General features: G+C 34.4%; 28 protein-coding genes. 14 read left to right on the top strand and 14 right to left on the bottom strand.

Translation table 11 applies throughout. From position 1 onward, the window contains the following. Positions 1-50: 50 nt before the first annotated feature. Positions 51-533 carry a YqhR family membrane protein gene (locus tag ACZ5R4_RS03295; protein ID WP_054859300.1) on the bottom strand — a complete coding sequence of 161 codons (483 nt, stop codon included), beginning with the start codon at positions 531-533 and terminating at the stop codon, positions 51-53. Positions 534-833: 300 nt separating this feature from the next. Here ACZ5R4_RS03295 and ACZ5R4_RS03300 point away from each other — a divergent pair, with 300 nt between their 5' ends. Then, complete coding sequence (locus tag ACZ5R4_RS03300) at positions 834-1,223, top strand: SA1362 family protein (protein ID WP_054859299.1); 390 nt, start codon at positions 834-836, stop codon at positions 1,221-1,223. Between the two features lie 21 nt (positions 1,224-1,244). On the opposite strand, the gene ACZ5R4_RS03305 is transcribed toward ACZ5R4_RS03300, so the two are convergent. Further along, entirely contained in the window at positions 1,245-2,138 is an 894-nt protein-coding gene (locus ACZ5R4_RS03305; protein WP_464368066.1) for a patatin-like phospholipase family protein, read from the bottom strand. Between the two features lie 65 nt (positions 2,139-2,203). Further along, positions 2,204-2,620, bottom strand: coding sequence for a transcriptional regulator MntR (gene mntR / locus ACZ5R4_RS03310; RefSeq protein WP_054788886.1), 417 nt, complete (start codon positions 2,618-2,620; stop codon positions 2,204-2,206). 329 nt (positions 2,621-2,949) lie between these two features. Between mntR and ACZ5R4_RS03315 the strand changes: the two genes are divergently transcribed. From ACZ5R4_RS03315 to ACZ5R4_RS03325, 3 genes are all read left to right on the top strand, one after another. Then, positions 2,950-3,345 carry a rhodanese-like domain-containing protein gene (locus tag ACZ5R4_RS03315; RefSeq protein ID WP_109984188.1) on the top strand — a complete coding sequence of 132 codons (396 nt, stop codon included), beginning with the start codon at positions 2,950-2,952 and terminating at the stop codon, positions 3,343-3,345. 118 nt (positions 3,346-3,463) lie between these two features. Further along, positions 3,464-5,113: a DEAD/DEAH box helicase gene (locus tag ACZ5R4_RS03320; protein WP_109984187.1), complete on the top strand. Its 1,650-nt coding sequence runs from the start codon at positions 3,464-3,466 to the stop codon at positions 5,111-5,113. Next, positions 5,110-5,910, top strand: coding sequence for a YqhG family protein (locus tag ACZ5R4_RS03325; protein ID WP_054859297.1), 801 nt, complete (start codon positions 5,110-5,112; stop codon positions 5,908-5,910). The genes ACZ5R4_RS03320 and ACZ5R4_RS03325 overlap by 4 nt, the downstream gene beginning before the upstream one ends. 47 nt (positions 5,911-5,957) lie before the next feature. Here ACZ5R4_RS03325 and ACZ5R4_RS03330 read toward each other — a convergent pair whose 3' ends face one another. Both ACZ5R4_RS03330 and ACZ5R4_RS03335 read right to left on the bottom strand, forming a co-directional pair. Continuing rightward, positions 5,958-6,137 carry a YqzE family protein gene (locus ACZ5R4_RS03330; RefSeq protein WP_054859296.1) on the bottom strand — a complete coding sequence of 60 codons (180 nt, stop codon included), beginning with the start codon at positions 6,135-6,137 and terminating at the stop codon, positions 5,958-5,960. 49 nt (positions 6,138-6,186) lie between these two features. Beyond that, positions 6,187-6,699 carry a shikimate kinase gene (locus ACZ5R4_RS03335; protein ID WP_054788883.1) on the bottom strand — a complete coding sequence of 171 codons (513 nt, stop codon included), beginning with the start codon at positions 6,697-6,699 and terminating at the stop codon, positions 6,187-6,189. Between the two features lie 112 nt (positions 6,700-6,811). On the opposite strand from ACZ5R4_RS03335, the gene comGA reads away from it, so the two are divergent. The 8 genes from comGA to ACZ5R4_RS03375 all read left to right on the top strand — a co-directional run bounded on the left by comGA (position 6,812) and on the right by ACZ5R4_RS03375 (position 11,115). Beyond that, entirely contained in the window at positions 6,812-7,810 is a 999-nt protein-coding gene (comGA, locus tag ACZ5R4_RS03340; protein WP_464368067.1) for a competence type IV pilus ATPase ComGA, read from the top strand. Further along, the gene (locus ACZ5R4_RS03345) at positions 7,779-8,825 is read left to right on the top strand and encodes a type II secretion system F family protein (RefSeq protein WP_054859295.1); all 1,047 of its coding nucleotides are present in this window, start codon (positions 7,779-7,781) and stop codon (positions 8,823-8,825) included. The genes comGA and ACZ5R4_RS03345 overlap by 32 nt, the downstream gene beginning before the upstream one ends. A gap of 15 nt (positions 8,826-8,840) precedes the next feature. Continuing rightward, positions 8,841-9,164 (top strand): competence type IV pilus major pilin ComGC, encoded by a 324-nt coding sequence (comGC, locus tag ACZ5R4_RS03350; protein ID WP_054788881.1) that lies wholly within the window; start codon positions 8,841-8,843, stop codon positions 9,162-9,164. Then, positions 9,121-9,597 carry a competence type IV pilus minor pilin ComGD gene (gene comGD / locus ACZ5R4_RS03355; protein WP_181397483.1) on the top strand — a complete coding sequence of 159 codons (477 nt, stop codon included), beginning with the start codon at positions 9,121-9,123 and terminating at the stop codon, positions 9,595-9,597. Before comGC ends, comGD begins: the two co-directional genes overlap by 44 nt. Then, the gene (locus ACZ5R4_RS03360; RefSeq protein ID WP_277677894.1) at positions 9,563-9,919 is read left to right on the top strand and encodes a hypothetical protein; all 357 of its coding nucleotides are present in this window, start codon (positions 9,563-9,565) and stop codon (positions 9,917-9,919) included. The genes comGD and ACZ5R4_RS03360 overlap by 35 nt, the downstream gene beginning before the upstream one ends. Continuing rightward, positions 9,870-10,316, top strand: coding sequence for a ComGF family competence protein (locus ACZ5R4_RS03365; RefSeq protein ID WP_277677893.1), 447 nt, complete (start codon positions 9,870-9,872; stop codon positions 10,314-10,316). The genes ACZ5R4_RS03360 and ACZ5R4_RS03365 overlap by 50 nt, the downstream gene beginning before the upstream one ends. Next, complete coding sequence (locus ACZ5R4_RS03370; RefSeq protein ID WP_054859292.1) at positions 10,288-10,650, top strand: hypothetical protein; 363 nt, start codon at positions 10,288-10,290, stop codon at positions 10,648-10,650. The genes ACZ5R4_RS03365 and ACZ5R4_RS03370 overlap by 29 nt, the downstream gene beginning before the upstream one ends. 222 nt (positions 10,651-10,872) lie before the next feature. Continuing rightward, on the top strand, positions 10,873-11,115 hold the full coding sequence (locus ACZ5R4_RS03375; RefSeq protein ID WP_054788876.1) for a DUF2626 domain-containing protein: 243 nt from the start codon (positions 10,873-10,875) through the stop codon (positions 11,113-11,115). 41 nt (positions 11,116-11,156) lie between these two features. Here ACZ5R4_RS03375 and ACZ5R4_RS03380 read toward each other — a convergent pair whose 3' ends face one another. Then, complete coding sequence (locus tag ACZ5R4_RS03380; RefSeq protein WP_054788875.1) at positions 11,157-11,777, bottom strand: MBL fold metallo-hydrolase; 621 nt, start codon at positions 11,775-11,777, stop codon at positions 11,157-11,159. Positions 11,778-11,979: 202 nt separating this feature from the next. Between ACZ5R4_RS03380 and ACZ5R4_RS03385 the strand changes: the two genes are divergently transcribed. Continuing rightward, positions 11,980-12,159 (top strand): DUF2759 family protein, encoded by a 180-nt coding sequence (locus ACZ5R4_RS03385; protein WP_054788874.1) that lies wholly within the window; start codon positions 11,980-11,982, stop codon positions 12,157-12,159. Positions 12,160-12,300: 141 nt separating this feature from the next. Here the strand turns inward: ACZ5R4_RS03385 and ACZ5R4_RS03390 are convergent, their stop codons facing one another. From ACZ5R4_RS03390 to ACZ5R4_RS03405, 4 genes are all read right to left on the bottom strand, one after another. Beyond that, positions 12,301-14,184: an LTA synthase family protein gene (locus tag ACZ5R4_RS03390; RefSeq protein ID WP_054859290.1), complete on the bottom strand. Its 1,884-nt coding sequence runs from the start codon at positions 14,182-14,184 to the stop codon at positions 12,301-12,303. 144 nt (positions 14,185-14,328) lie between these two features. Further along, entirely contained in the window at positions 14,329-15,297 is a 969-nt protein-coding gene (locus tag ACZ5R4_RS03395; RefSeq protein ID WP_054788873.1) for an ROK family glucokinase, read from the bottom strand. A gap of 5 nt (positions 15,298-15,302) precedes the next feature. Continuing rightward, positions 15,303-15,503, bottom strand: a complete 201-nt coding sequence (locus tag ACZ5R4_RS03400) for a YqgQ family protein (RefSeq protein ID WP_054788872.1) — start codon at positions 15,501-15,503, stop codon at positions 15,303-15,305. A gap of 62 nt (positions 15,504-15,565) precedes the next feature. Beyond that, positions 15,566-17,023: a spore germination protein gene (locus ACZ5R4_RS03405; protein ID WP_109984178.1), complete on the bottom strand. Its 1,458-nt coding sequence runs from the start codon at positions 17,021-17,023 to the stop codon at positions 15,566-15,568. A gap of 125 nt (positions 17,024-17,148) precedes the next feature. Here ACZ5R4_RS03405 and ACZ5R4_RS03410 point away from each other — a divergent pair, with 125 nt between their 5' ends. Then, positions 17,149-18,006: a hypothetical protein gene (locus ACZ5R4_RS03410; protein ID WP_109984177.1), complete on the top strand. Its 858-nt coding sequence runs from the start codon at positions 17,149-17,151 to the stop codon at positions 18,004-18,006. Between the two features lie 12 nt (positions 18,007-18,018). Here the strand turns inward: ACZ5R4_RS03410 and ACZ5R4_RS03415 are convergent, their stop codons facing one another. The 4 genes from ACZ5R4_RS03415 to rpmG form a co-directional block, all read right to left on the bottom strand. After that, complete coding sequence (locus tag ACZ5R4_RS03415) at positions 18,019-19,563, bottom strand: tetratricopeptide repeat protein (RefSeq protein WP_464368068.1); 1,545 nt, start codon at positions 19,561-19,563, stop codon at positions 18,019-18,021. A 78-nt stretch (positions 19,564-19,641) separates the two neighbouring features. Continuing rightward, positions 19,642-19,821 (bottom strand): hypothetical protein, encoded by a 180-nt coding sequence (locus ACZ5R4_RS03420; protein ID WP_146202431.1) that lies wholly within the window; start codon positions 19,819-19,821, stop codon positions 19,642-19,644. 56 nt (positions 19,822-19,877) lie between these two features. Beyond that, positions 19,878-20,438, bottom strand: a complete 561-nt coding sequence (locus tag ACZ5R4_RS03425; RefSeq protein WP_054859283.1) for a 5-formyltetrahydrofolate cyclo-ligase — start codon at positions 20,436-20,438, stop codon at positions 19,878-19,880. A gap of 65 nt (positions 20,439-20,503) precedes the next feature. Beyond that, complete coding sequence (gene rpmG, locus ACZ5R4_RS03430; protein WP_018933855.1) at positions 20,504-20,653, bottom strand: 50S ribosomal protein L33; 150 nt, start codon at positions 20,651-20,653, stop codon at positions 20,504-20,506. Between the last annotated feature and the right edge of the window lie 85 nt (positions 20,654-20,738).

Consider the following 20,738-nt stretch of genomic DNA (forward strand, 5'->3'; position numbering starts at 1 on the left):
CCATCCTCATCCAACAATATCAATATTATTCATAGTAACATATTTTCCGTTTAATTTTCATCTTTATATTGCTGATAGGAGAAAGATATCGAATAACCAATAAATACACCATATAAAATAAAAAGACATACTGTTGTAACAATCGTATCACTATCCATATTAAAAATGGTTGGTATATTGGGAAAAATCGGCTCAAATAGCCAAAAGAGAATAAACCATAGAACCACACCAAATCCTATACCTATCCAGATGCCTCTGATTTTTTTTAGAATAAAATAGTAAAGAAACGCAATACCTATGGATAATAGACTGACGACTAAGATAGAAATAAGCTGACCTAGCCATTGATCTGTCCACTCAATCTGTAGCCATGAACGCAAGATAAACGATTTAGGCGAGACAGAGGTAAAATGAAAATAAGCTGCAACAGATGCAACAACACTCCAGATTAATCCACCAAAAAAACCAATACTAACCACTTTTGAAATAAGAGATTGTCCCTTTTCTTCTTCTCTCTTTCTTTGATAACGCATCAATATCACCTCAACCCTAGAATAACCAATATAGGCTTTTTTCATCCCATATTAAAAAGATATCTGGTCAAAATCGAAAAATTCTAATAAAATAGAAGTAAGTAATGAAATTAGTCTATAAGGATATGTAAGCGTTATTATTTATCCTGCATCTATGTAGTTATGAATCCAATATAATTCGCTGGAGACAGTCATTTTTTCAAATTTGTTGATTATTTTTGTATAATTACCATATAAAATCGGGTATAACTAAAATAACAAGCATTTAAAGACCGTAGCATCTTGAAAGGAGGACATGTGATGTCTAGAAATTGGAGTACTTGGCTAGTTTATCTATTTATCGGATTAGCTGCGATTGGTTTCACCGTCACATTGTTTACAGACACATTTGGATTAATTAGAAGTCTTTTATTTTCTTTAATTATTGGTGCCATTATATTTGGCGCGTTCTACTTTCTCTTTCTCCGAAAAAGATCGACTAATGAGCTTAAAAAATATCGTAAAGCGGTAAAACAATCCAAGCAAAAATATAAAACAAACTTTACACGAAAAAGCAGTACAGCAACTAAACCAAAACCGACTTTCACAGCAAATAAATCCCCACTCAAGCATCGTAAAAACGCTCCACATCTTCGAGTGATTGAGGGAAATGCAAATAACAAGAAGCGAAAAAACAGAGCCTCCTTATAAGGCTCTATTTTTTCGCTGCTTTTAGTAGGTCCAACTACTCAAGAACTGTTTTGTCTGTTGATAACCATATTCAATGATGCTTACCTTTTCAGATCTTGATAGATCAAAATCGGTTGCCTGAACATCTTCAATGGGGAAAAATAATATTTCCTTTGCGACATTTTCACTAATATAGCGATTATCATAAGAAGTTCGCATTGTAACGATCATCGCTTTAAGTAAATCAAGGGAATTGTGAATGGTAGTAAGGTGGTTTAAATGTTGTGGACTACTTAATTGCATGCCGAGAATGGGGCGTTCCCGCTTTCGATTTGGCTGATCAAACACCCAAAGGGGAAAATTACTCAATATCATCCCATCAACTAATAAGCTTTTTTGATTGGATAATGGGTGGATTAATTTCGACGGGCGAAAAAAATATGGAATGGAAATACTGCTTCTTACTGCCTTTGCAATAGAAAAGAAGGATGGATCTATCTGGTAGCTCTCTTCCAAATCATCAGGAAATACGATGACACGATTGATCGAAATATCTGCAGCTACAATTTTTAACTGATGTGGATTTAAATCTTGGAAGGATTGAATTCCTTTCTCACGTAATACTTTTTCTAGCCATTGTTGAAATACATCTCCACGATATAGTCCCATTGTTTGATATAAGGTCAACCATTTAATAAACGGGAAGATAGACCCAATTCTAGATTGATCTAAGAATTGCTTTAGCTCAAGGGTTAAAAATAATTCCTCTAGCTCCTTTGCTCGAAAACCAGCAGCAACCAATGTCGCAAATAAAGCTCCTGCAGATGTACCAGCCACACGTTCAAGCGAAATATTCTCTTCTTCTAACGCTTTTAATGCACCGATAAAAACAAATGCTTTTACACCGCCACCAGAAAAAACTCCATCAATTTTCATAAAAATCACCCGATTCATAAAAGCCTATTATATATGTATACAATAGGCTTTAAAAATAGAATGATTTACTCGTCCTTTTGTTGAATTAATCTTAATTGCTCCACTCTCTCTTTCTTTTCTTCTAGGTATTGTACTAAATCGCCTATACGATCAATCGAATTCCAGCTGAGGTGATGCTCGATTCCTTCCACATCTGTATAAATATTGTCTTCCTCTACTCCGATGATGCGAAGGAATTGCTCTAGAAGCTCGTGACGATATACTAGTCTCTTACCTATTTTCTTCCCTTTCGGTGTTAATACAAGGCCTTGATATTTTTCATAATTTAAATATTCATCTTTGTCTAGTTTTTGAACCATTTTAGTTACAGAAGAAGGCTGAACTTGCAAAGCTTCAGCAATAGCAGATACTCGTGCATAACCTTTTGATTCAATTAGTAAATAAATTTGTTCTATGTAATCTTCCATTGTTGGTGTAGGCATTGACAATCCTCCATTCAATCTACATTTGTTTATGAAAACCTGTTAGGATAGGTGAATGCTTATCATTTCACCTTAAGGAGAAAAGTTTATTAAAAAAAAGCTTTTTATATCCTAAAAATCCTTTTACTATTCTATTTTATAGCACCTCATATTGTACAGTATTTCATAAATCATACCTATCTATGATAAAAGCATACAATAGAATAGCCTGACAAACAAGAAAACTTCATTCTTGTTACGAATTTTTCAAAAAAATGATTTATTACTTTATTTCATGCATAGAAATGGTATAATCCTTTTTAGTAGATAAAATAGTTGGGGGAAATATTATGTTAGAATTATACATCGTAATCGGTATTCTATTAGTTTTTATTCTTTTTACCGTTTATCGATATTTTAAACAAAAGAAGATCTTGAAGCAATTGAGTGAGGAAGAATTCAGAAATGGCTATAGAAAAGCGCAATTAATCGATGTTCGCGAGCCTAACGAATTTGATGGTGGCCATATACTAGGGGCGAGAAATATTCCTCTTACACAAATGAAACAACGATTAACTGAGCTCAGAAAAGACAAGCCTGTCTATCTTTATTGCCAAAATGGCTCAAGATCGATGCGTGCTGCATTACTTCTACACAAAAATGGATACCAAGATTTATATAATCTTAGCGGTGGTTTTAAAAAATGGTCTGGGAAAATTAAGAAAACAAAAAAGATGGATTATTAATAGGATTCACTTATGTATTAAAAAAATCAGGATTCCCTGATTTTTTTTTTTGGTTTTTGTCAACACTATTAAAAAGTAAAAATGTTGATATGGAAAACAAAGACTAGGACGGTTGATTATGCGGATACCAATAGAAAAAGATCATAACTTTATTTCAGAGTTTTCGAACCTTATTCATAGTCCAGATCAATTATGTGATTGGAAATTATTTAAGCAATCCTACCAAATCGCTGAAACATTAAAAATTGAAGATTTCGATACCCTTGTTTCTCCTAAGTTCTTACCACACTTAACGTTCCTCCCTCATCAACAAAAATGTGCGGAAACGGTGATACAGGAGATGAATGGAAGAGCACTTTTAGCCGATGAGGTAGGGCTAGGAAAAACAATCGAAGCAGGATTAATTCTTAAGGAGTTTTTAATAAGAGGTTTAGTACAGAAAGTACTTATTTTAGCTCCTGCTTCTCTCGTAAACCAATGGGCATTAGAATTAAATAAGAAATTTCTCATCCCTGCCCTAACTGCCGGAAAGCGAACAAATTGGCAAGCTGCCAATATTATTATAACCACATTGGATACAGCAAAGCGTGAGCCACATAGAAGTGCAATACTTGAGCAAAACTATGATTTTGTCATTGTAGATGAAGCACATAAGCTAAAAAATCACCAAACGAAGAATTATCAATTTGTTCAAGCTTTACAGAAGAAGTATTTTTTACTACTAACAGCAACGCCTGTTCAAAATAAATTAACAGATATTTTTAATTTAATTAGTTTAATAAAGCCCGGGTATTTAGGTACTTATGATGATTTTCTTCAACTATACCGTGATCAAAAGAAAGAAATGGAAAAGGATCCTTATTTAAAACAGCTAATCAGTAAAGTAATGGTGCGGAATCGTAGAGAAGATACAGGAATTGAATGGACAAAACGTAAAGTGGAAACCATTTGGGTGGAATTTTCCGAAGAAGAGCAGGCAGTCTATGATTTAATCGAAACCATTTTCCAAGGAGTTCAAGCTTTTTCAAGTGTCACCTATAAGCGGGAATTTTGTAGTTCACGCGAAGCCTGTTATCTTTCCTTAAAAAAATGGCTGGAATCTTCTGAATCGATGGAAATTAAGGAAGAAATTCAACAAGTAATGGCTAGAATAGAACAATTACCACACCATGCGAAGGCTTTAAAGGTCGCAGAATTAATCAAAAAGTCTGATGAGAAATTCATTGTGTTCACCGAATACAGAGCAACCCAAATTTATTTACAATGGTTATTAAAACAAGAAGGAATTCCTGCAGTTATTTATCGCGGTGGATTTAAAAAAGGAAAAAAAGATTGGATGAGACAACTGTTCCAAGAGCATGCTCAAGTGATGATCGCGACCGAGGCAGCTGGTGAAGGGATAAATTTACAGTTTTGTCATCACCTTATTAATTATGACCTTCCTTGGAATCCGATGCGACTTGAGCAAAGAATCGGTAGAATTCATCGTTATGGCCAGGAAAACGATGTTACTATTTATAATCTTGCCACTAAACAAACAATGGAAGAGCAAGTAATGGAATTACTTTATAACAAAATTAGCCTATTTGAGAATGTCATCGGACAGCTAGATCAAATCCTTGCAAAGCTAGAAATGAAAAATTTAGAAAAGGAAATTTCACAAATTTTCGCTGAATCAAATTCTGCAGGCGAAACGAAAATTAAAATGGAGAATTTAAGCTCTGTAATCTCCTCCATGGTAGATGAACAGGTAGGTGAAACTTCATGAAATTAACTAATTTGCATCAATTCTTATATGATTTCTTTACCATTCAGGATTGTGCTATACGTGAAGAAACAGAGCATACATTAGAAGTCCAATTAACGAGAGAATTGGATCAAGCCTTAATGAATCGTCCATTTTATTGGCATTATATGGATAAAATGGGCCAGCAAGGTGTTCCAATGTCTTTATCCTTAAATACTAGTCCTGAGAAATTGGATGACCAAAAAGAATGGATACATTTCGGGAGCCCAAGATTGCAACAAATATTTTCCTATATCCAAGATAAAGCAAGAATTACTTTGCTATATGAACAAACCGATGGAGAGATGAAAACCTCCCTTCTCCCTTGGTTAGTAGTCAATGTTAAAATGGAATACTTCGGCAAGCAAAAAAAAGATCATATTCAATCGATTGGACTTCAACTTATCAATGGCACGATGTTAACCAATATGATGTTGAAATTAGATTCTCTTCCTTTACAACGAGTGATGTCAGACTATAGCTATACGATATCTCCTTTAATCAAACCATCTAGTGGTTTTTATCGAATTTTTCAATATTTTGAGGAGAAATTGAGCAACGAAGATATGTATTGGGCGTCCGATGCTCAGAAAGCATTAGAGGATGAACGCAAGTTGTTGGAGCACTTTTTCTCGAAGAACGATGATCTCTCTGACCTGTATGAGCAGGAGCTATATAGAGTAAAGGAACGGTTAGAACCAAAGATTTCTCTCAAAGTAATAAACGCTGGGCTCTTCTATCTAAGTGAAAATACAAATGCGTCGATCATCTCTCAATAAACTTTTCTAAGATAAAAAGGTGCTGACAATATAAGCCAGCACCTTTTTTATTTCTTTCTTCGCAAAAATAGTCGAAAGGCAAATGGTAAAACACCAAACCAACGATTCGAGTATACATGGTGTTCCTTTTCTCTCGGCTTTTTCTGCTTTTGTCTTTCTTCTTTTGGTGTATCCATATATTTCACGATTTTTTGCGTCATGTATTTTACATAATCCTCACTGGACATCGTTTACACCCTCTAGCAATAAGTGTCTTTAATTTATTTATTGCCCAGCTTATATCGATTTATTCATTTCAAGAAGCTTATCTTGTATTTCTTTTACGATATCCCCAATCGATTTACCATCTGTATGTACGATGATATCTGCAACTTCTTCATACTTAGGTATACGCTCTTCTAGTAATATTCTTTTATTTCGAGACTGATTATTCCATATAGGTCGATCTGTATCATTTATCAAACGTTGGTTAATCTCTTCCCAAGAGGTTTTCAGAAAGACGCTAATACCATTTTCTTTTAGCCATTTTCTATTACTATCCTTCTCAATTATTCCTCCACCAGTCGCAATGATGGTATCCTCTGTTGGTGTTTGGAATAATACGGATGATTCATATTCTCTGAATGTTGATTCACCCTTCTGTTGGAAAATCTCTGGAATCGATTGATGGTATTTCTGTACAATGATCTCATCGGTATCTAGCACTTCTTTTGTAAATGCTTGAGAGAGACCATTTGCGACAGTCGTTTTTCCACTACCCATAAAGCCAATTAAATAAATACTTTTCATAAACTATAGATTACCTCCCATTTTTGTGTTTTTAAAGAAGGATATTAAACAATGACGTCGAATATGTATATTAGACATTGTAGCATCTTTAATCAGGGAGGTGAATATATATTTGAACCATGCAACCATTTTATCGAATCAAATACTCCATACTGCTATCGAACAAAATGCTTCAGACATCCACTACATTCCAAAAGAGAGCAAGATAGATATTTATTTCCGTGTGATTGGAAAGAGACAGTTTTTCAAACAATTAAGTCTCCAAGCTTATACCACGATCTTAGCTTATTACAAATTTATTAGTAACATGGATATTGGAGAAACAAGAAAACCCCAGCAAGGAGCCATATCCATTTCTTACAAGAGCCAAAAATTCTCCTTAAGGCTTTCCTCTTTACCTACTAATACCACTGAAAGCTTAGTGATTCGTATCCTACCTCAAAAAAAAATTCAACAATTAGAAGAATTATTTTTATTCCCAAAACAAATACAACAAATAAATAAATGGTTAAAGTATCGCGCTGGCGTTATTTTATTAACAGGTCCTACAGGATCTGGAAAAACAACCACTCTTTATGCAATGGTGAAAAGCTTAATGAAGGACCGAAAATATCAAATTATTACATTAGAAGATCCTATTGAAAAAGAATTAAATGATGTGATACAAGTGCCAATAAATGAATCGACTGGCATCACATATGATGACGGCTTAAAGGCTGCCTTACGACATGATCCAGACATACTTTTGGTTGGAGAAATTCGTGATAAAAAAACAGCCGAATTCGTCTTTCGAGCCGCTTATACAGGTCATTTAGTATTATCAACCTTACACGCAAAAGATACACTCGGTACCATACAGCGATTAATTGACATGGAGATTCAGCCAATGGATTTAAAGCAAAGCTTATTAGCAGTAGCTTCGGTACAATTAATTCCTCTACATGTATGGAAATATCGTGAAAATCGAGCTGCTATTCTAGAGTTATTAGCCGGTAATGCTTTGACAACTACTATTGATCAGAAAGGAATAAAAATGAATATTTATGATTTCCAAAAGCTAAAAAGAAAGGCATTTGCTTATGGTTTTATCCACCAGTCTTTTCTATTTTAGAAGAAAAAAATTATCGATAGACACACAATATCGAATACTATACCGTATACAACAACTGAACCAAAACGGGTATAGCTTAAATGATGCGCTAGAGATCGTTAGTTGGGATGACGAGTTAGAGTTAATTGCAGACAGGATCTCCCATTCCTTGCAGCATGGAAAAACATTACCAACCGCACTAGAAGAGGTCCATTTTCAACAACGAATTGTTCACTTTCTTGAAATCACCATTAAACATGGAAATTTGCAGGACGGTATCAAGCATTGTAGCTTTTTATTACAACAACAAAAAAATTATGTAGATAGGTTTAAACAAATGACTCGCTATCCTCTTTTTCTGTTCATCTTTTTTTTACTAATTCTATTTTGTATGAAAAGATATATCTTCCCTTCATTTGTTAACTTGTTCCATACGAACGGTTCCAACGCTATTTTTCAAAATGCTATGCTGACAGTGGATATTATCTTTTATGGAATATTTATTCTCATCATTTTTAGTTTGTTATTAATGTTATCTATTAAATATCTAAAGGATAAAGTAACGATTGAAACTAAACTAAAAGTCTTTCACTTTATACCATTATTGAAACAGTATAAAACATTAGAAATCTCCTTTTATTTTTCCACCCATTTAAGTTCTTTGCTCAAGACAGGCTTAAATTTTAAAAACGCTCTCTCTATTCTACAATCAGAAAGAAATGAACCCATTACAAGCTTCTATGCTTCCACCATTATAGACCACCTCGTCCAAGGTTTTCACTTAGAAACCATCCTCCCCTCCTGCGAACTCTTAAAACGTGAAATGTCTAGAATTATGCAAAAGGACCGTAACACTAGTCAGATAGCTGAGGATCTTCAGCTTTATGCAGAGCATCTACTTTTTGAAATGGAGGAATTAATGAAAAAATGGTTAAAAATGATTCAACCAATATTTCTAATCTTGTTAGCTACTTTAATTCTTATTGTCTATCTTGCCTTAATGTTACCAATGTTCGATTACATCCAAACCATCTAAAAGTGAGGTATGATCATGTTAAATAACCAAAAAGGCTTTACCTTAATAGAAATGCTCATCGTTCTTGCTGTCATTAGTCTTTTGCTTATCTTATTTATTCCAAACTTAGCTGAAAAAAGTAGCTCGATTCAGGATAAAGGTTGTGATGCTTTATTAGAGCTAGCAGAAAATCAATTAATTGCATTTAAATTAGACAATCAGAAAAGTATTACATCTGCTCAAGATTTAAAAACGAAAAACTATTTGAAATCGATCACCTGTAATAATGGCACGAAAAAACTGGAGTATATCAGTGATGAAGCGACACCTTCCTTTCGGATTGTCGATGTTGCCAATTAAGGAGGAGCACGGATTTACACTAGTCGAACTGTTACTCGTCTTAGCAGTAATTATCTCCCTCCTATCAGTTGGGGCCGGACATTTATTTAAAACAATAGAGAAAAAAGAATATAGGCAGTTTCTGCAACAGTTCAACTTAGATTTACTATATTTGCAACAGCTAAATATGATGAATGATGAACGTTATTACCTCAGTCTTGAACGTTCCTACCATCGCTATCATATTAGAGAAGCTGGTTATGGTGAAATTGTTTTAACTCGACATTACCCTGACGATTGGTCGATTGAAACCAATACCTTAAAGTTTCCAATTACTTACAGCCATAAGGGTACGTTAAATAAGCCAGGAAGCTTTAAAATTATTACAAGAGAAAATCAATATTTTATCACATGTCCTTTTGGAAAAGGGAGGTGTTATTCTGACTCCTCATAATCAATCTGGTTATTTGAATATAGAAGCACTCGTAGCTGCTATTGTCTTTCTCTGTCTAATATTGACATTAATGCCACTATATACTCAATTAAGACTGGAAAACGAGGTGTTAGCAGATAAACGAATTGTCATCCACCAACTCTATGAAGAACTCTTACTTCATTCTTCAACGGATCCAATGGTAGTAACAAAAGAAGAATGGATAAGAAATCCAGTTACACTAAAATTTAAACAAACCTCCTCTTATTTGAAAGGATGTGCTACCTGGAAAAATGTTAAAAAGAACAATGAAAGGTTATGCCTTTATGCCTCTACGTCATGATCAAAATGGTTTTTCGCTAGTATCCACACTCATTAGTGTTTTTGCTACCCTTCTCATATTTTTTATAGCAGGGCAAGTATTTACGATTATCTCTCAACACAAAAATGACAAGGACTTAGAGGTATTTCAATTCTTTCATTTTTTAGAAGATGAATGGAAGCTTGCTGATCAAGTTAAAATTGATCATAACCAATTAATATTTGAACATACTAATGGGGATAAAATTAATTATTCCCTTTATCAAAAAACAATACGAAGACAGGTAAACGGTCTTGGCCATGAAATTATGCTACGAGAGGTAGAAAGCTGGAATTTATCAAGAGCAGCTATGGTACACCTATCCTTAGTGATGAAAGGAGGGAAGCAGTATGAAAAGAAACTTATTCCCTTCCCATAAATCCGAGCATGGTTACGCTTTTCCATATATCCTTTTCATTATTAGTATTTTTCTTTTGTTTACCTTCCATCAGCTTGCGTTATATGATCTGAATCGTCGTACGACATATAACCAAATCGAGCAATATAAGCTTCATACGATATATCGAATGGCCACCAATGCCTTTTCAAAAAACATGTCAGTTGAATTGCCCGTTACTTATTCTTTTCCTTATGGAGAGGCAAAATTAGAATCAACATCTATCAATGGCAACATTGCGTATTATTTAGTAAAAATGAGGACAGATAAAGGAGCTTATCAACGACAAACTTTTCAGCGCCAATATCCAAAATAAAGCAAGCAGTTCAGGAATAGATAGTAATAGAGCCATTAAAATGAAAAGGGAAAGTTTTTAAGAATAATTTACTTTTTAGTCTGACTCGTATATAATATAATGAGAGTATCTTTGTGTGGTGTCTACTAGCATTCATTTTACTAATGTTTTTTAAAGAACGAGTGGAGATCTACACATCGTGATAAATGATAATACATAGTATGTAAGAAGGAGGCGGAATATATGGATCGAGTATTTCGTATGCTTGCATTTTGGACAGGTATTTTTGCTGTAATGTTTTATGTAGGTGATATGATTTCAATGGCATACTTATTCCTTGCTCAAACGGTCTTTTTCCTAGGAGTAGGATTTCTTAAGTTATCGGAGAGAATGTATATGTACTTATTTGCCGCATATTGTACGATATTCTTCATTGGTTTTACATATTATTCAAATTTCATTCTTGTTCCAGGCTTTGGACATTAATCAAAAATGCTCTGATCTTACAGTAGATCAGAGCATTTTCTCTATTGTAGAAACGGATTATTTTGTTTTTCATAGCCAATGGATGTTTCAGGGCCATGTCCCGGGTAAACAAGATATTCTTCAGGTAAAAGAAATAATTTCTTCTCAATGCTATGTATTAATTCGTCTATATCTCCACCTGGCAAATCAGTTCTCCCAATTCCCTCACGAAACAAGCTGTCTCCACCGATCAAGATGGATTCCTGATGAAAAATAAAAGCTACACCACCAGGGGAGTGACCTGGTGTATGAAACACGTCAAATTGAAAGGGACCTATTGTATAACTTCGCTCCTCTACAACATATTCAGCTGGACGACAGGTTACTTTCTGACCAAAGAATAGTAAGGAACCATTTAACTCTGGATTCTGTAACCATTCCTTTTCCTCAGGATGTACATACACAGGAGCCTTATATTGCTGTCTTATTTCCTCTAATGCTCCAATATGATCAAAGTGTGAATGGGTTAATAAGATAGCAAGAGGTTTTAAGGATTGTTTCTCGATGTAGGAAATAATCTTTTCTGGTTCACCTGCTGGATCAAAAATGATCGCCTCATGCCCTTCTTGAAGTATATAGCAGTTTGTTTGAAGCTCACCTAAGGTTCTTTTAATAAGTTTCATGAATGGAACACACCTTTCTATAATGATTAATTAAGAAAAATAAAGGGATTTCAATAGACAAAATGTCACTTTTGTTTTACACTAGATAAAGCAAGTTCTCTATTTATTAGGCATAAACAAGCTTGCATGCACTAATTATTTATACATATTATAACTGTAAAAATTTAAAAATGAAATTAGAAAGAGATATAGGAGGTTTATCATGGTAATTGGATTCATTTTCTTAGTTGTTGCTATTTTGTGTGCCATAGCAATTATTCGTGAATTTAAATCACAAAATATGTTTGGTGCTGCATTTTCAGCTATTTCTGCATTAGTATTTGGATTCTTCTCCATTGCAACACTATATGCTGAACTAATCAAGCCTTTAATAGCTGGTTAATCTTTGATATACGATGATTTACATATTTTGAACCGCCAATCCTTGGATTGGCGGTTCTTTACTTTCTTATAAGCCTCAACGCTCTATTGAAAAAACCTCTGATCAAAGTTTAGATCAGAGGTTTTTTATTGGTCCTTAATACTATTTATCCTTGAAATCATAGAAACGGAATAGATCTCCGAAAATGATTTCGTCTGAATAGGATAATTCTTTTTCTACTTGTTCGACATATGGTCCACAAGCAGAACCTTCTACTTCTGTTTCATCATTTGTTTCTTCTTCAATCAATTCACCTGTTTCGCGATCATAGCATTGATCTTTCGTATAGACATAGTCATCTGTTATAAAACTACCATCACGTAATGCAACAAATGGTTTTCGATCATCAACAAATAAGTCTGTTCCAAATGATAGATCATTGGAAGTATCCATACCTAATAAATGTAATAAGGTAGGTTTGACATCAACTTGACCTGCAATTTCTGACATTACTTTCCCTTCTTCACCAGGGATATGAATATAAAATGGAACGCGTTGTAACTGAATATGCTGATAATCTGTATATTCCTTATCTAAATACGTACTCATCGCTTTTTTGTGAAAATCACTAATACCATAATGATCTCCCATTAAAACAATGATCGAATCTTCGTATAACCCGGATTCTTTAAGCTGATTAAAGAATTGTTCTACTGCTTCATCCATATATCTAACTGTTTGGAAATATTGATTTAATGTTCTAGAATTTGAATCATATTTCTCAATTGTTGCATCCTCTTGCTCTAAATCAAACGGATAGTGATTCGTTAACGTAATAAATTTAGAATAAAAAGGCTGTGGTAACTCATTCAAATATTTCATTGATTGACTAAAGAATTCTTTATCCTTCAATCCCCAGCCTACGCTATTCTCTTCATTGACATCATAAGAGTTCACATCAAAGAATTTATCATAGCCAGTATTTTCGTACATGACATCACGATTCCAGAAACTCTTATTGTTGGCATGAAAGACATTCGAATTGTAACCATTGTTACCTAAAATTTCTGGTAAAGAGTGAAAATCATTTTGTGCATGTGTAAAGTAAACTGCTCCCCTTGGAGAAGGATATAAAGAGTTTTCTACAATAAACTCTGAATCAGACGTCTTCCCTTGTGCAGTTTGGTGATAGAAATTCTCAAAATAATAACTGTCGTCAATTAAGTCATTTAAGAATGGCGTTACTTCTTCTCCATTAACCGTATTATTAATCACAAAACTCTGTAACGATTCTAAAGAGATAAAGATAACATTTTTGTCCTTCGCAATACCAAACAGGTCAGATTTTTCATCAGGTGTTGTTTCATCGTCAATATAATTTTTGATATCTGTTAATTGGTTTCCATCGGCTAAAGCTCTTTGTGCTTTAGATTTAGAGTGTAATACAGCATCATAGATATGATAGCTGAATAGTCCGATATTTTTAACTAAATACTCTCTATCAAAAGTTCTTTGTAACAACTGTGGACGTTCAATCTCTGCTAATGCATAATTCCCTAATAAAAAGGCAATAGATAAAGCTAATGCAACCACCTTATATCGCTTTTTGAAAGGATTTACTAGTTTTTCTCCATATTTTTTAGCGAGTATCCAGATAATAATGACATCTGAAAACAATAGAATATCCCATGGCTTAATCAGACCTAAAACACTTGAGCCTAAGTCAGCTGCATTACTTCCTTGAAATAATAAAGGAATGGTAATGAAATCGGAAAAGTTTCGATAAAAGACTATATTAAAATAAATAATCAATGATCCGATCAGCATGATATATTTAATATATTTCTTCTGTCTTCTCTCTTTAAACCAAATCCCTATCATAAAGATAAAAAATGCAGTCGCAAAAGGATTTATAAATAAGATTAACTCTTGCATCACGTTATCAAGTGAAATATTGAAGATAAATCGATAAACGATATATGTTTTTATACCGAATAAAATGGCTGCGATTAAATATAAAGGCATGTGCAGCTTCTTTTTAAACATATTGCTTTCCTCCTCAAAATAGCCCCAAAAAAATAATAGTTTACTATTTTTAATTTCTCTATTTATTATAGACGATCAATATCTCATAAAAGTTTCATAAATCTTAAAAAAAGTTACAATAATTTAACGAAAACAACACAAAGCTTAGTTTCCTTGGTTTTGGAGAACTAGATAAGCACCACCATAAACTCCAGCATCATTTCCTAATTGTGCGATCACGATTTCACACGCCTCACTAATTCTTGGTAATGCATAGCGCCTAAAAGCTTCGATCAGAGGATCTAATAATACATTACCTGCCTTAGAAACTCCTCCACCTATTACTATTTTGGCTGGATTGGTCGTAACAGCAATATTTGCTAGGCTAAATCCTAGAACATCCATAATTTGATCAATTAATTGTTTTGCTGGTTGGTCGCCGCTAGCAACTGCTTCAAAAATATCTTTTGTTGTTAATTCGCCATTTTCTTTCCATTTCGCTTCAAGTAATGGTGCTTTTCCAAGATTAATCCACTCTTTCGCTTGGCGAACAATCCCTGTTGCAGAAGCAACCGTTTCTAAACATCCACTTCTTCCACAATTACAAGGTGCACCATTTTCTTGGACTACTGTAATATGACCGATTTCGCCACCTGTGCCATTCGCACCACTAATTATTTTTCTATTTGATATGATACCACCGCCTACACCAGTACCCAATGTTACAGCAAGCATATTATGCACTTGGTTCCCTGAACCTTTCCAGTTCTCTCCTAATGCAGCTATATTTGCATCATTATCAATAAAAACGGGAAGTTCTGATAACTCCTCTAAAATGTCCTTTAAAGGAAAGTTCCTCCACCCGATATTAACGGCGATAGCAATGGAACCTGTTTCAGGCTCGATAAAGCCAGGTGCTCCTACGCCCATCCCAATACATCTATCTTTACTAATCTTTAAATCTTGTAACTTTTCTTTAATAGCATTCCAAATATGTCTAGGTACATTTTCACCTGCATTACTTAGTATAGTTGGAATTTCCCATTTTGTGATCATTTCCCCTTTTGTCGATATAAGTGCGATCTTTACGGTTGTTCCACCAATATCAACACCAATTAATACATCCTTTGTCAAATTGTTTAGCCTCCTCTACTCTCTATATCTATCTCTTGTTTTAAAATGGAAATTGCCTGCATAAATTGTTCCTTTGAAATGGCTTTTGTGTTATAGAGTTCTCTAATTTCGATTTCCATCATTTCTAAATCTGCAAGACGATCACCTATATAGATGATCGTCCCAAATTGTTTCAATAATTGTCTCACATCATAAACACTTTTCATCACTATCACCTAAAACATTATACCAGAACAAATTCTAAATGAAAATAAAAAACATAGCTCATTTATAGTCGATCTGGATCCTTAGGATGTAGAAAAGATGGGCGTGAATGATTATGTGGAACAGGTCTTCTTATTAAAACATTGAGAAATGCTTGTAAATTAAACGGGATGAATGGCCAAAAATAGCCAACATAGAAGGTCTTCAAATGAATCAAATATAAGAGATAACAAGTAATCGAAATAACAAACCCTTTCACTCCAAAAATAGCAGTAATGATTAATAAGAATATTCGAATAATCCGGTTCGCTAAACTGAACTCATAACTAGGTGTAGCGAACGTTCCCATTACCGCAATGGCTAAATATAAAATTACTTCATTAGAAAATAGTCCGACTTCTACTGCAATTTGTCCGATTAAAATAGCCGAAACGAGCCCTAAGGCTGTCGCTAAAGAAGATGGAACATGAATTGCAGCCATTCTTAATACATCTACCCCAACTTCAGCAAGAATAAACTGATAAATAAGCGGAATTAACCCAATTTCCTTTGGACCAATAAAATGAAGCATCTCTGGTAATAAATTTGTCGTTGTCGAGACTAAATAATAAAAGGGTAAAATAAATAAAGAAGCAAATACTGCTAGAAAACGAACTAATCGCAAATATACCCCTATAAATGGTTTTTGTCTGTATTCTTCAGCATGCTGTAAATGATGCCAAAAAGTGGCAGGTGTTATCATAACACTTGGTGAGCCATCTACGATAATCAAGATATGACCTTCATATAGGTGAGCCGCTGCTGTGTCTGGTCGCTCTGTATAACGTATTGTTGGATACGGATTCCATGTCTTACCACTTAAATATTCTTCTATCGTTTTTTCCGCCATTGGCAAACCGTCTGTATCGATTTTTTCAAGATGGGCTTTTAATGCTTCCACCTTTTTTTCATCTGCTATATCTGCCAAATAACAAATACAAATATCCGTTTTTGATCTTCTCCCTATAGAAGTATACTCCATTCTAAGGGATCGGTCTCTTACTTTTCGCCTTGTTAGAGCAGTGTTGAATATAATCGTCTCAACAAATCCATCCCTCGAACCTCTAACCACACGTTCAAGATCTGGTTCAGAAGGGCTTCTTACCGGGTAGGTTCTGGCATCAATCAAAATAATCTTATCTAATCCCTCCACCACTAATGCGGATGGTCCCCCGAGTACAAGGTTAGCTGTTTTATTTAAATCTGTCTCTGTATCGATTTCCACATATGGTATAAATCGTTGCATAAGCTGTTCAAGGGGATTTTCCTCTAGTTCCTCTTCATCTAAAAGCGCCAAAAATTTCATTAAATAATGAAGCATTTCATCTTTGATCAATCCATCTATTAAAAAAAGAGACATTCTCCTGCCTGCATAATGTAAATTAAGTTGAATTAAATCAAAACTCTTATCGACCGCCAAATAATCATGTATATATTGAATGTTTTCATCATAATCATGTGATAAATGCTTTTCTTTCTCCATGCTTAACACCTGCTTCTAACGATTTTCCATTAGTTTACGCAGCAAAGTTAAAAAAATGCAGGTTTGAAGAAATCCGTCAGTGGGACAAGCATAAATAACTAAATTATGAAATAGGGAGATTTAAAATGAGAGGAATCTATATTCAAGGAGCCACTGTAATCTTAATGATCATTCTACTCTTACTATCCACAGTGTTAAACCCAACTAGTGAGGAGACGATTAAATTTTTCCCATTAGATCCTTCAGTTGAATTTACTTCTGCTGACACTCACTTATCACTAGTAGAGCAGACAGGGAATGACCAGTATCTCATGAAGTGGGAAACAGAGAGTCAATTAAGTAAACCTGCCTACTTAAGACAGGATGTTTCACTATTATATATGGATGGAAAATTAAAAGGTGTCAAAGGGTTATGGAAACAGGAAGAACAAAACATTGTTCTACAACTAGAATTTGAAGAAAGTGATAGCACTCATTTTGAAGCAGTTACTTTTCATTATGGGGAAATTCATAACGACAAGGACAATGATATAAAGAGTGTTCAAAAAATGACTAGTGATTCGTTATATGTGGTCGATTCTCCTCATTCCTTATTAGAATCCTTTCGGGATCCAGAATCTAAGGAACAGAAAGAATGGAAGGAAACATTGGACCATACGAAAAATCAACATCTAGATTACATGTGGCGTAATTGGATAAAAGAGGCAGCAATCAATACTGATAATTATTATTTTGTGCCTCTTACATCCATTGTTGATTATGCGACAAAACCATTGACTGGGTTGACGCAAGACGAAACCGATAGAGTCATTGGTCAGCTATGGGAAGGCTTATATAAAAATTATATCCTACCAATTGCCAATGCTGAGAAAATCACCAACCATACCATGCCGTTAATCCTAATCGATAAAAATAATGATCATCTAATCGTTTTGTTTCGCAATGATCAGAATCAATTAGAAAAATTGATTCAACAAATATAAGACAGTCTATTTTCAAATGGTTTCCTTTTGAAGCTGCTCATAGAACTGTTGATAGTCCTGATTGTTTGGTGCTAATTCTACCGCTTTTTTTAATAAATCTAACGCTTCTTCTCGTCTATTCTCTTCATGATATAATAACGCAAGATTATAAAGGGCTTCATGATATTCTGGTTTGATTTCAATTGTTCTCTCCAAATCAGTGATTGCCTCTTGATTTTTGTTTAAAAAGATACTCGCATAGGAGCGATTAAAGCGAAGCTCTGCTTCAAGCTTGTCTGCGTAAGGCATTGCTTTTGTTAGCACCTCATAGGTTTTCTCATATTGTTCTTGTTCTAGAAGCATATGAGAATGGATAACCTGGAGTGTTTCATCAAATTGAACTTCCTCATTGGCGTTTCCATAAAACCATATTCCCCCACTCACTAATAGAAGTAGTAGAAGGGCAGCCGTTTGCCAAAGTATTTTGGATCGTTGTTTAAACATGACAACAGCAGCACCAATAGCTCCACCTATTAACCCACCAATATGTGCACCGTTATCAATTTGTGGCATACTAAATCCAAAAATAATATTGATAATAATCACAATAATGATATTCCAGCCCATTGTTCGGAAAAATGCTTTAGGATACTGGGAGCCAAAGAATAATAACGCTCCAAATAATCCAAAAATTGCACCTGATGCCCCTGCTGCAATCGATGGATTAAGGGCAAAACTGGCTAATCCTCCAACAATACCTGCAATAAAATAGATGATAAGGAACCGAGTGCCCCCATAGATTCTTTCCACTAGTGTGCCGATATAATATAAGGCAAACATGTTGAGTAGGATATGGGCAATTCCAATATGAAGGAACATGGAGCTAATCAATCTCCACCATTCTCCATCGATTATCGCAACATTATACTTGGCACCAAATTCGATCAAATTTTTTGTTGAGGTAGATCCCCCATTGAATTCAAGAAGTATATACATCACAATATTGATAGCAAGTAATAGATAGGTCCAGAATGGTTTCCCTTGCTTAAATAGCTGCTGTAGCTGTTGCTGTTGTTTAGTGTGTTCGAAAAGAATGTTTTGTTTTAGATTTACATTTCTTTGTTCAAGTTCCATCAGGTCTTCAGATACATCTGTTTGAAATGACAAAGCTAAATCGAGCGCTCTAATTAATCTTTCTATCTCCTCTTCTCTACTGTCTATATCTAGCATATACACGGACGACTTCATCCGATTTGATGATGTTTCCTTTAGTTCTTCCCAGCTATCCACTGGTTGGTAATCTACCACATAAACATGATGAAAATGAATATTTTTCTTCCAAATTGTTGTTGCTTGATGTTTGGTGTAACTATTTTCAAGATGTTTATTGAATGAAAGGAGCTCTCGCTTCCAGTCCATTTGGTTCATAGAGATATGTACAACATCTTTTTTGTTCTTCCGTTTTCTCTCTAATAAATATTCTGTTTGCTCTTTGTTAATGGAAATTAAATCGAAATTTTCATTTTGTATGAGCTGTAGCACCATACTATTTTGAAGAAATTCGTTCTTTAAAAACAAATTTGATCACCAACCTTTACATTACTATATTATACCACAAGGGGCTATATACAGTAACATATGTGGTGATCAAATGACTTATCGTGAAAACATCGACTTCATTAGCTTTTCTCTGACATATGGGGTATTCATTGCTAATTTAACCGTTTGCCTTCGCAAAAATGGGATATTACTTGCGAGATTGATGAAAAAGCTTCTAAAACGATATACTACCGCAACAACGGAAAAGAGGATTATCACAGTTCTCCACCATTTCAAAATTGAACAACTCCTTGCATCATTGTATATCTGTAGGTTAACCTCTTTTCTTGTTTTTATGTACATTTTATAACAGCGGATTCCGTTATGAGATAATCTATTGGAATATCATGCGATTCTGCTTCTATTCTTTCCAACACTTGCACCTTTGCAGCGAGTGCTATTTTTAGTCCTTGATATCCTTTTAAATAGCGATCAAAGAAGCCACCACCATATCCAATGCGATTTCCTTCTCGATCAAACGCTATTCCCGGAACTATTATAAGGTCTAACTCTTCTTTTGACACGCCTTTTGTTATTTCTGGATTAGGCTCATATAAGTCTAAGTAGGTATTTTCTAATTGATCAAAGGCTGTACACTTGTAAAATTCCATCGAAAAATCGGTTGGATTACATTTAGGCAGTGCTATTTGTTTTTTCTGTTTCCATGCATGCTTGATGATCGATGTAGTATTCCATTCCATTCCTCTAGAAATAGTTAAGCCAACCTTTCGAGCTTGCTTCCAATGATCAAAGGAGTATAACATATCCTGGATACTCTTGTTAACCTTTTCCTTATGCGTGTAATTAGCCAACAGGGTTGAGATCATTCTTCTTTGCTCTTCTTTTCGAGACATTATTTTTCCTTTCTAGTAAGATGAAAAAACTCCTGCTGTCTACCAGCAAGAGTCCCCTAACATCATTATTTTGTTTCACGGTGTAACGTATGTCTTTTCAAACGTGGGCTATATTTTTTAAGCTCCAAGCGTTCTGGATGTTTACGTTTATTTTTAGTCGTAATATAATTACGGTCACCAGTTTCAGTACAAGCTAATGTAATATTAACGCGCATGGTTTTCCCTCCAAACATATTGCTCTAATCACTTATTATCGATTTACTACCTGATAATAATAGCAAAAAGTTAAAACAATTTCAA

The sequence above is a fragment of the Gracilibacillus sp. JCM 18860 genome (assembly GCF_055395245.1).

Coding starts and splice junctions, on each gene's coding strand:
- ACZ5R4_RS03305 (WP_464368066.1), bottom strand. CDS start 2,138: ATGAAAATTGATGGAGTTTTTTCTGGTGGCGGTGTAAAAGCATTTGTT.
- ACZ5R4_RS03390 (WP_054859290.1), bottom strand. CDS start 14,184: ATGTTTAAAAAGAAGCTGCACATGCCTTTATATTTAATCGCAGCCATT.
- ACZ5R4_RS03365 (WP_277677893.1), top strand. CDS start 9,870: ATGTTAAAAAGAACAATGAAAGGTTATGCCTTTATGCCTCTACGTCAT.
- ACZ5R4_RS03380 (WP_054788875.1), bottom strand. CDS start 11,777: ATGAAACTTATTAAAAGAACCTTAGGTGAGCTTCAAACAAACTGCTAT.
- ACZ5R4_RS03405 (WP_109984178.1), bottom strand. CDS start 17,023: ATGGAGAAAGAAAAGCATTTATCACATGATTATGATGAAAACATTCAA.
- ACZ5R4_RS03325 (WP_054859297.1), top strand. CDS start 5,110: ATGAAATTAACTAATTTGCATCAATTCTTATATGATTTCTTTACCATT.
- ACZ5R4_RS03370 (WP_054859292.1), top strand. CDS start 10,288: ATGAAAAGAAACTTATTCCCTTCCCATAAATCCGAGCATGGTTACGCT.
- rpmG (WP_018933855.1), bottom strand. CDS start 20,653: ATGCGCGTTAATATTACATTAGCTTGTACTGAAACTGGTGACCGTAAT.
- ACZ5R4_RS03315 (WP_109984188.1), top strand. CDS start 2,950: ATGTTAGAATTATACATCGTAATCGGTATTCTATTAGTTTTTATTCTT.
- ACZ5R4_RS03345 (WP_054859295.1), top strand. CDS start 7,779: ATGGTTTTATCCACCAGTCTTTTCTATTTTAGAAGAAAAAAATTATCG.
- ACZ5R4_RS03320 (WP_109984187.1), top strand. CDS start 3,464: ATGCGGATACCAATAGAAAAAGATCATAACTTTATTTCAGAGTTTTCG.
- ACZ5R4_RS03295 (WP_054859300.1), bottom strand. CDS start 533: ATGCGTTATCAAAGAAAGAGAGAAGAAGAAAAGGGACAATCTCTTATT.
- ACZ5R4_RS03375 (WP_054788876.1), top strand. CDS start 10,873: ATGGATCGAGTATTTCGTATGCTTGCATTTTGGACAGGTATTTTTGCT.
- ACZ5R4_RS03425 (WP_054859283.1), bottom strand. CDS start 20,438: ATGTCTCGAAAAGAAGAGCAAAGAAGAATGATCTCAACCCTGTTGGCT.
- ACZ5R4_RS03330 (WP_054859296.1), bottom strand. CDS start 6,137: ATGTCCAGTGAGGATTATGTAAAATACATGACGCAAAAAATCGTGAAA.
- ACZ5R4_RS03335 (WP_054788883.1), bottom strand. CDS start 6,699: ATGAAAAGTATTTATTTAATTGGCTTTATGGGTAGTGGAAAAACGACT.
- ACZ5R4_RS03410 (WP_109984177.1), top strand. CDS start 17,149: ATGAGAGGAATCTATATTCAAGGAGCCACTGTAATCTTAATGATCATT.
- mntR (WP_054788886.1), bottom strand. CDS start 2,620: ATGCCTACACCAACAATGGAAGATTACATAGAACAAATTTATTTACTA.
- ACZ5R4_RS03300 (WP_054859299.1), top strand. CDS start 834: ATGTCTAGAAATTGGAGTACTTGGCTAGTTTATCTATTTATCGGATTA.
- ACZ5R4_RS03385 (WP_054788874.1), top strand. CDS start 11,980: ATGGTAATTGGATTCATTTTCTTAGTTGTTGCTATTTTGTGTGCCATA.
- comGD (WP_181397483.1), top strand. CDS start 9,121: ATGAAGCGACACCTTCCTTTCGGATTGTCGATGTTGCCAATTAAGGAG.
- ACZ5R4_RS03400 (WP_054788872.1), bottom strand. CDS start 15,503: ATGAAAAGTGTTTATGATGTGAGACAATTATTGAAACAATTTGGGACG.
- comGC (WP_054788881.1), top strand. CDS start 8,841: ATGTTAAATAACCAAAAAGGCTTTACCTTAATAGAAATGCTCATCGTT.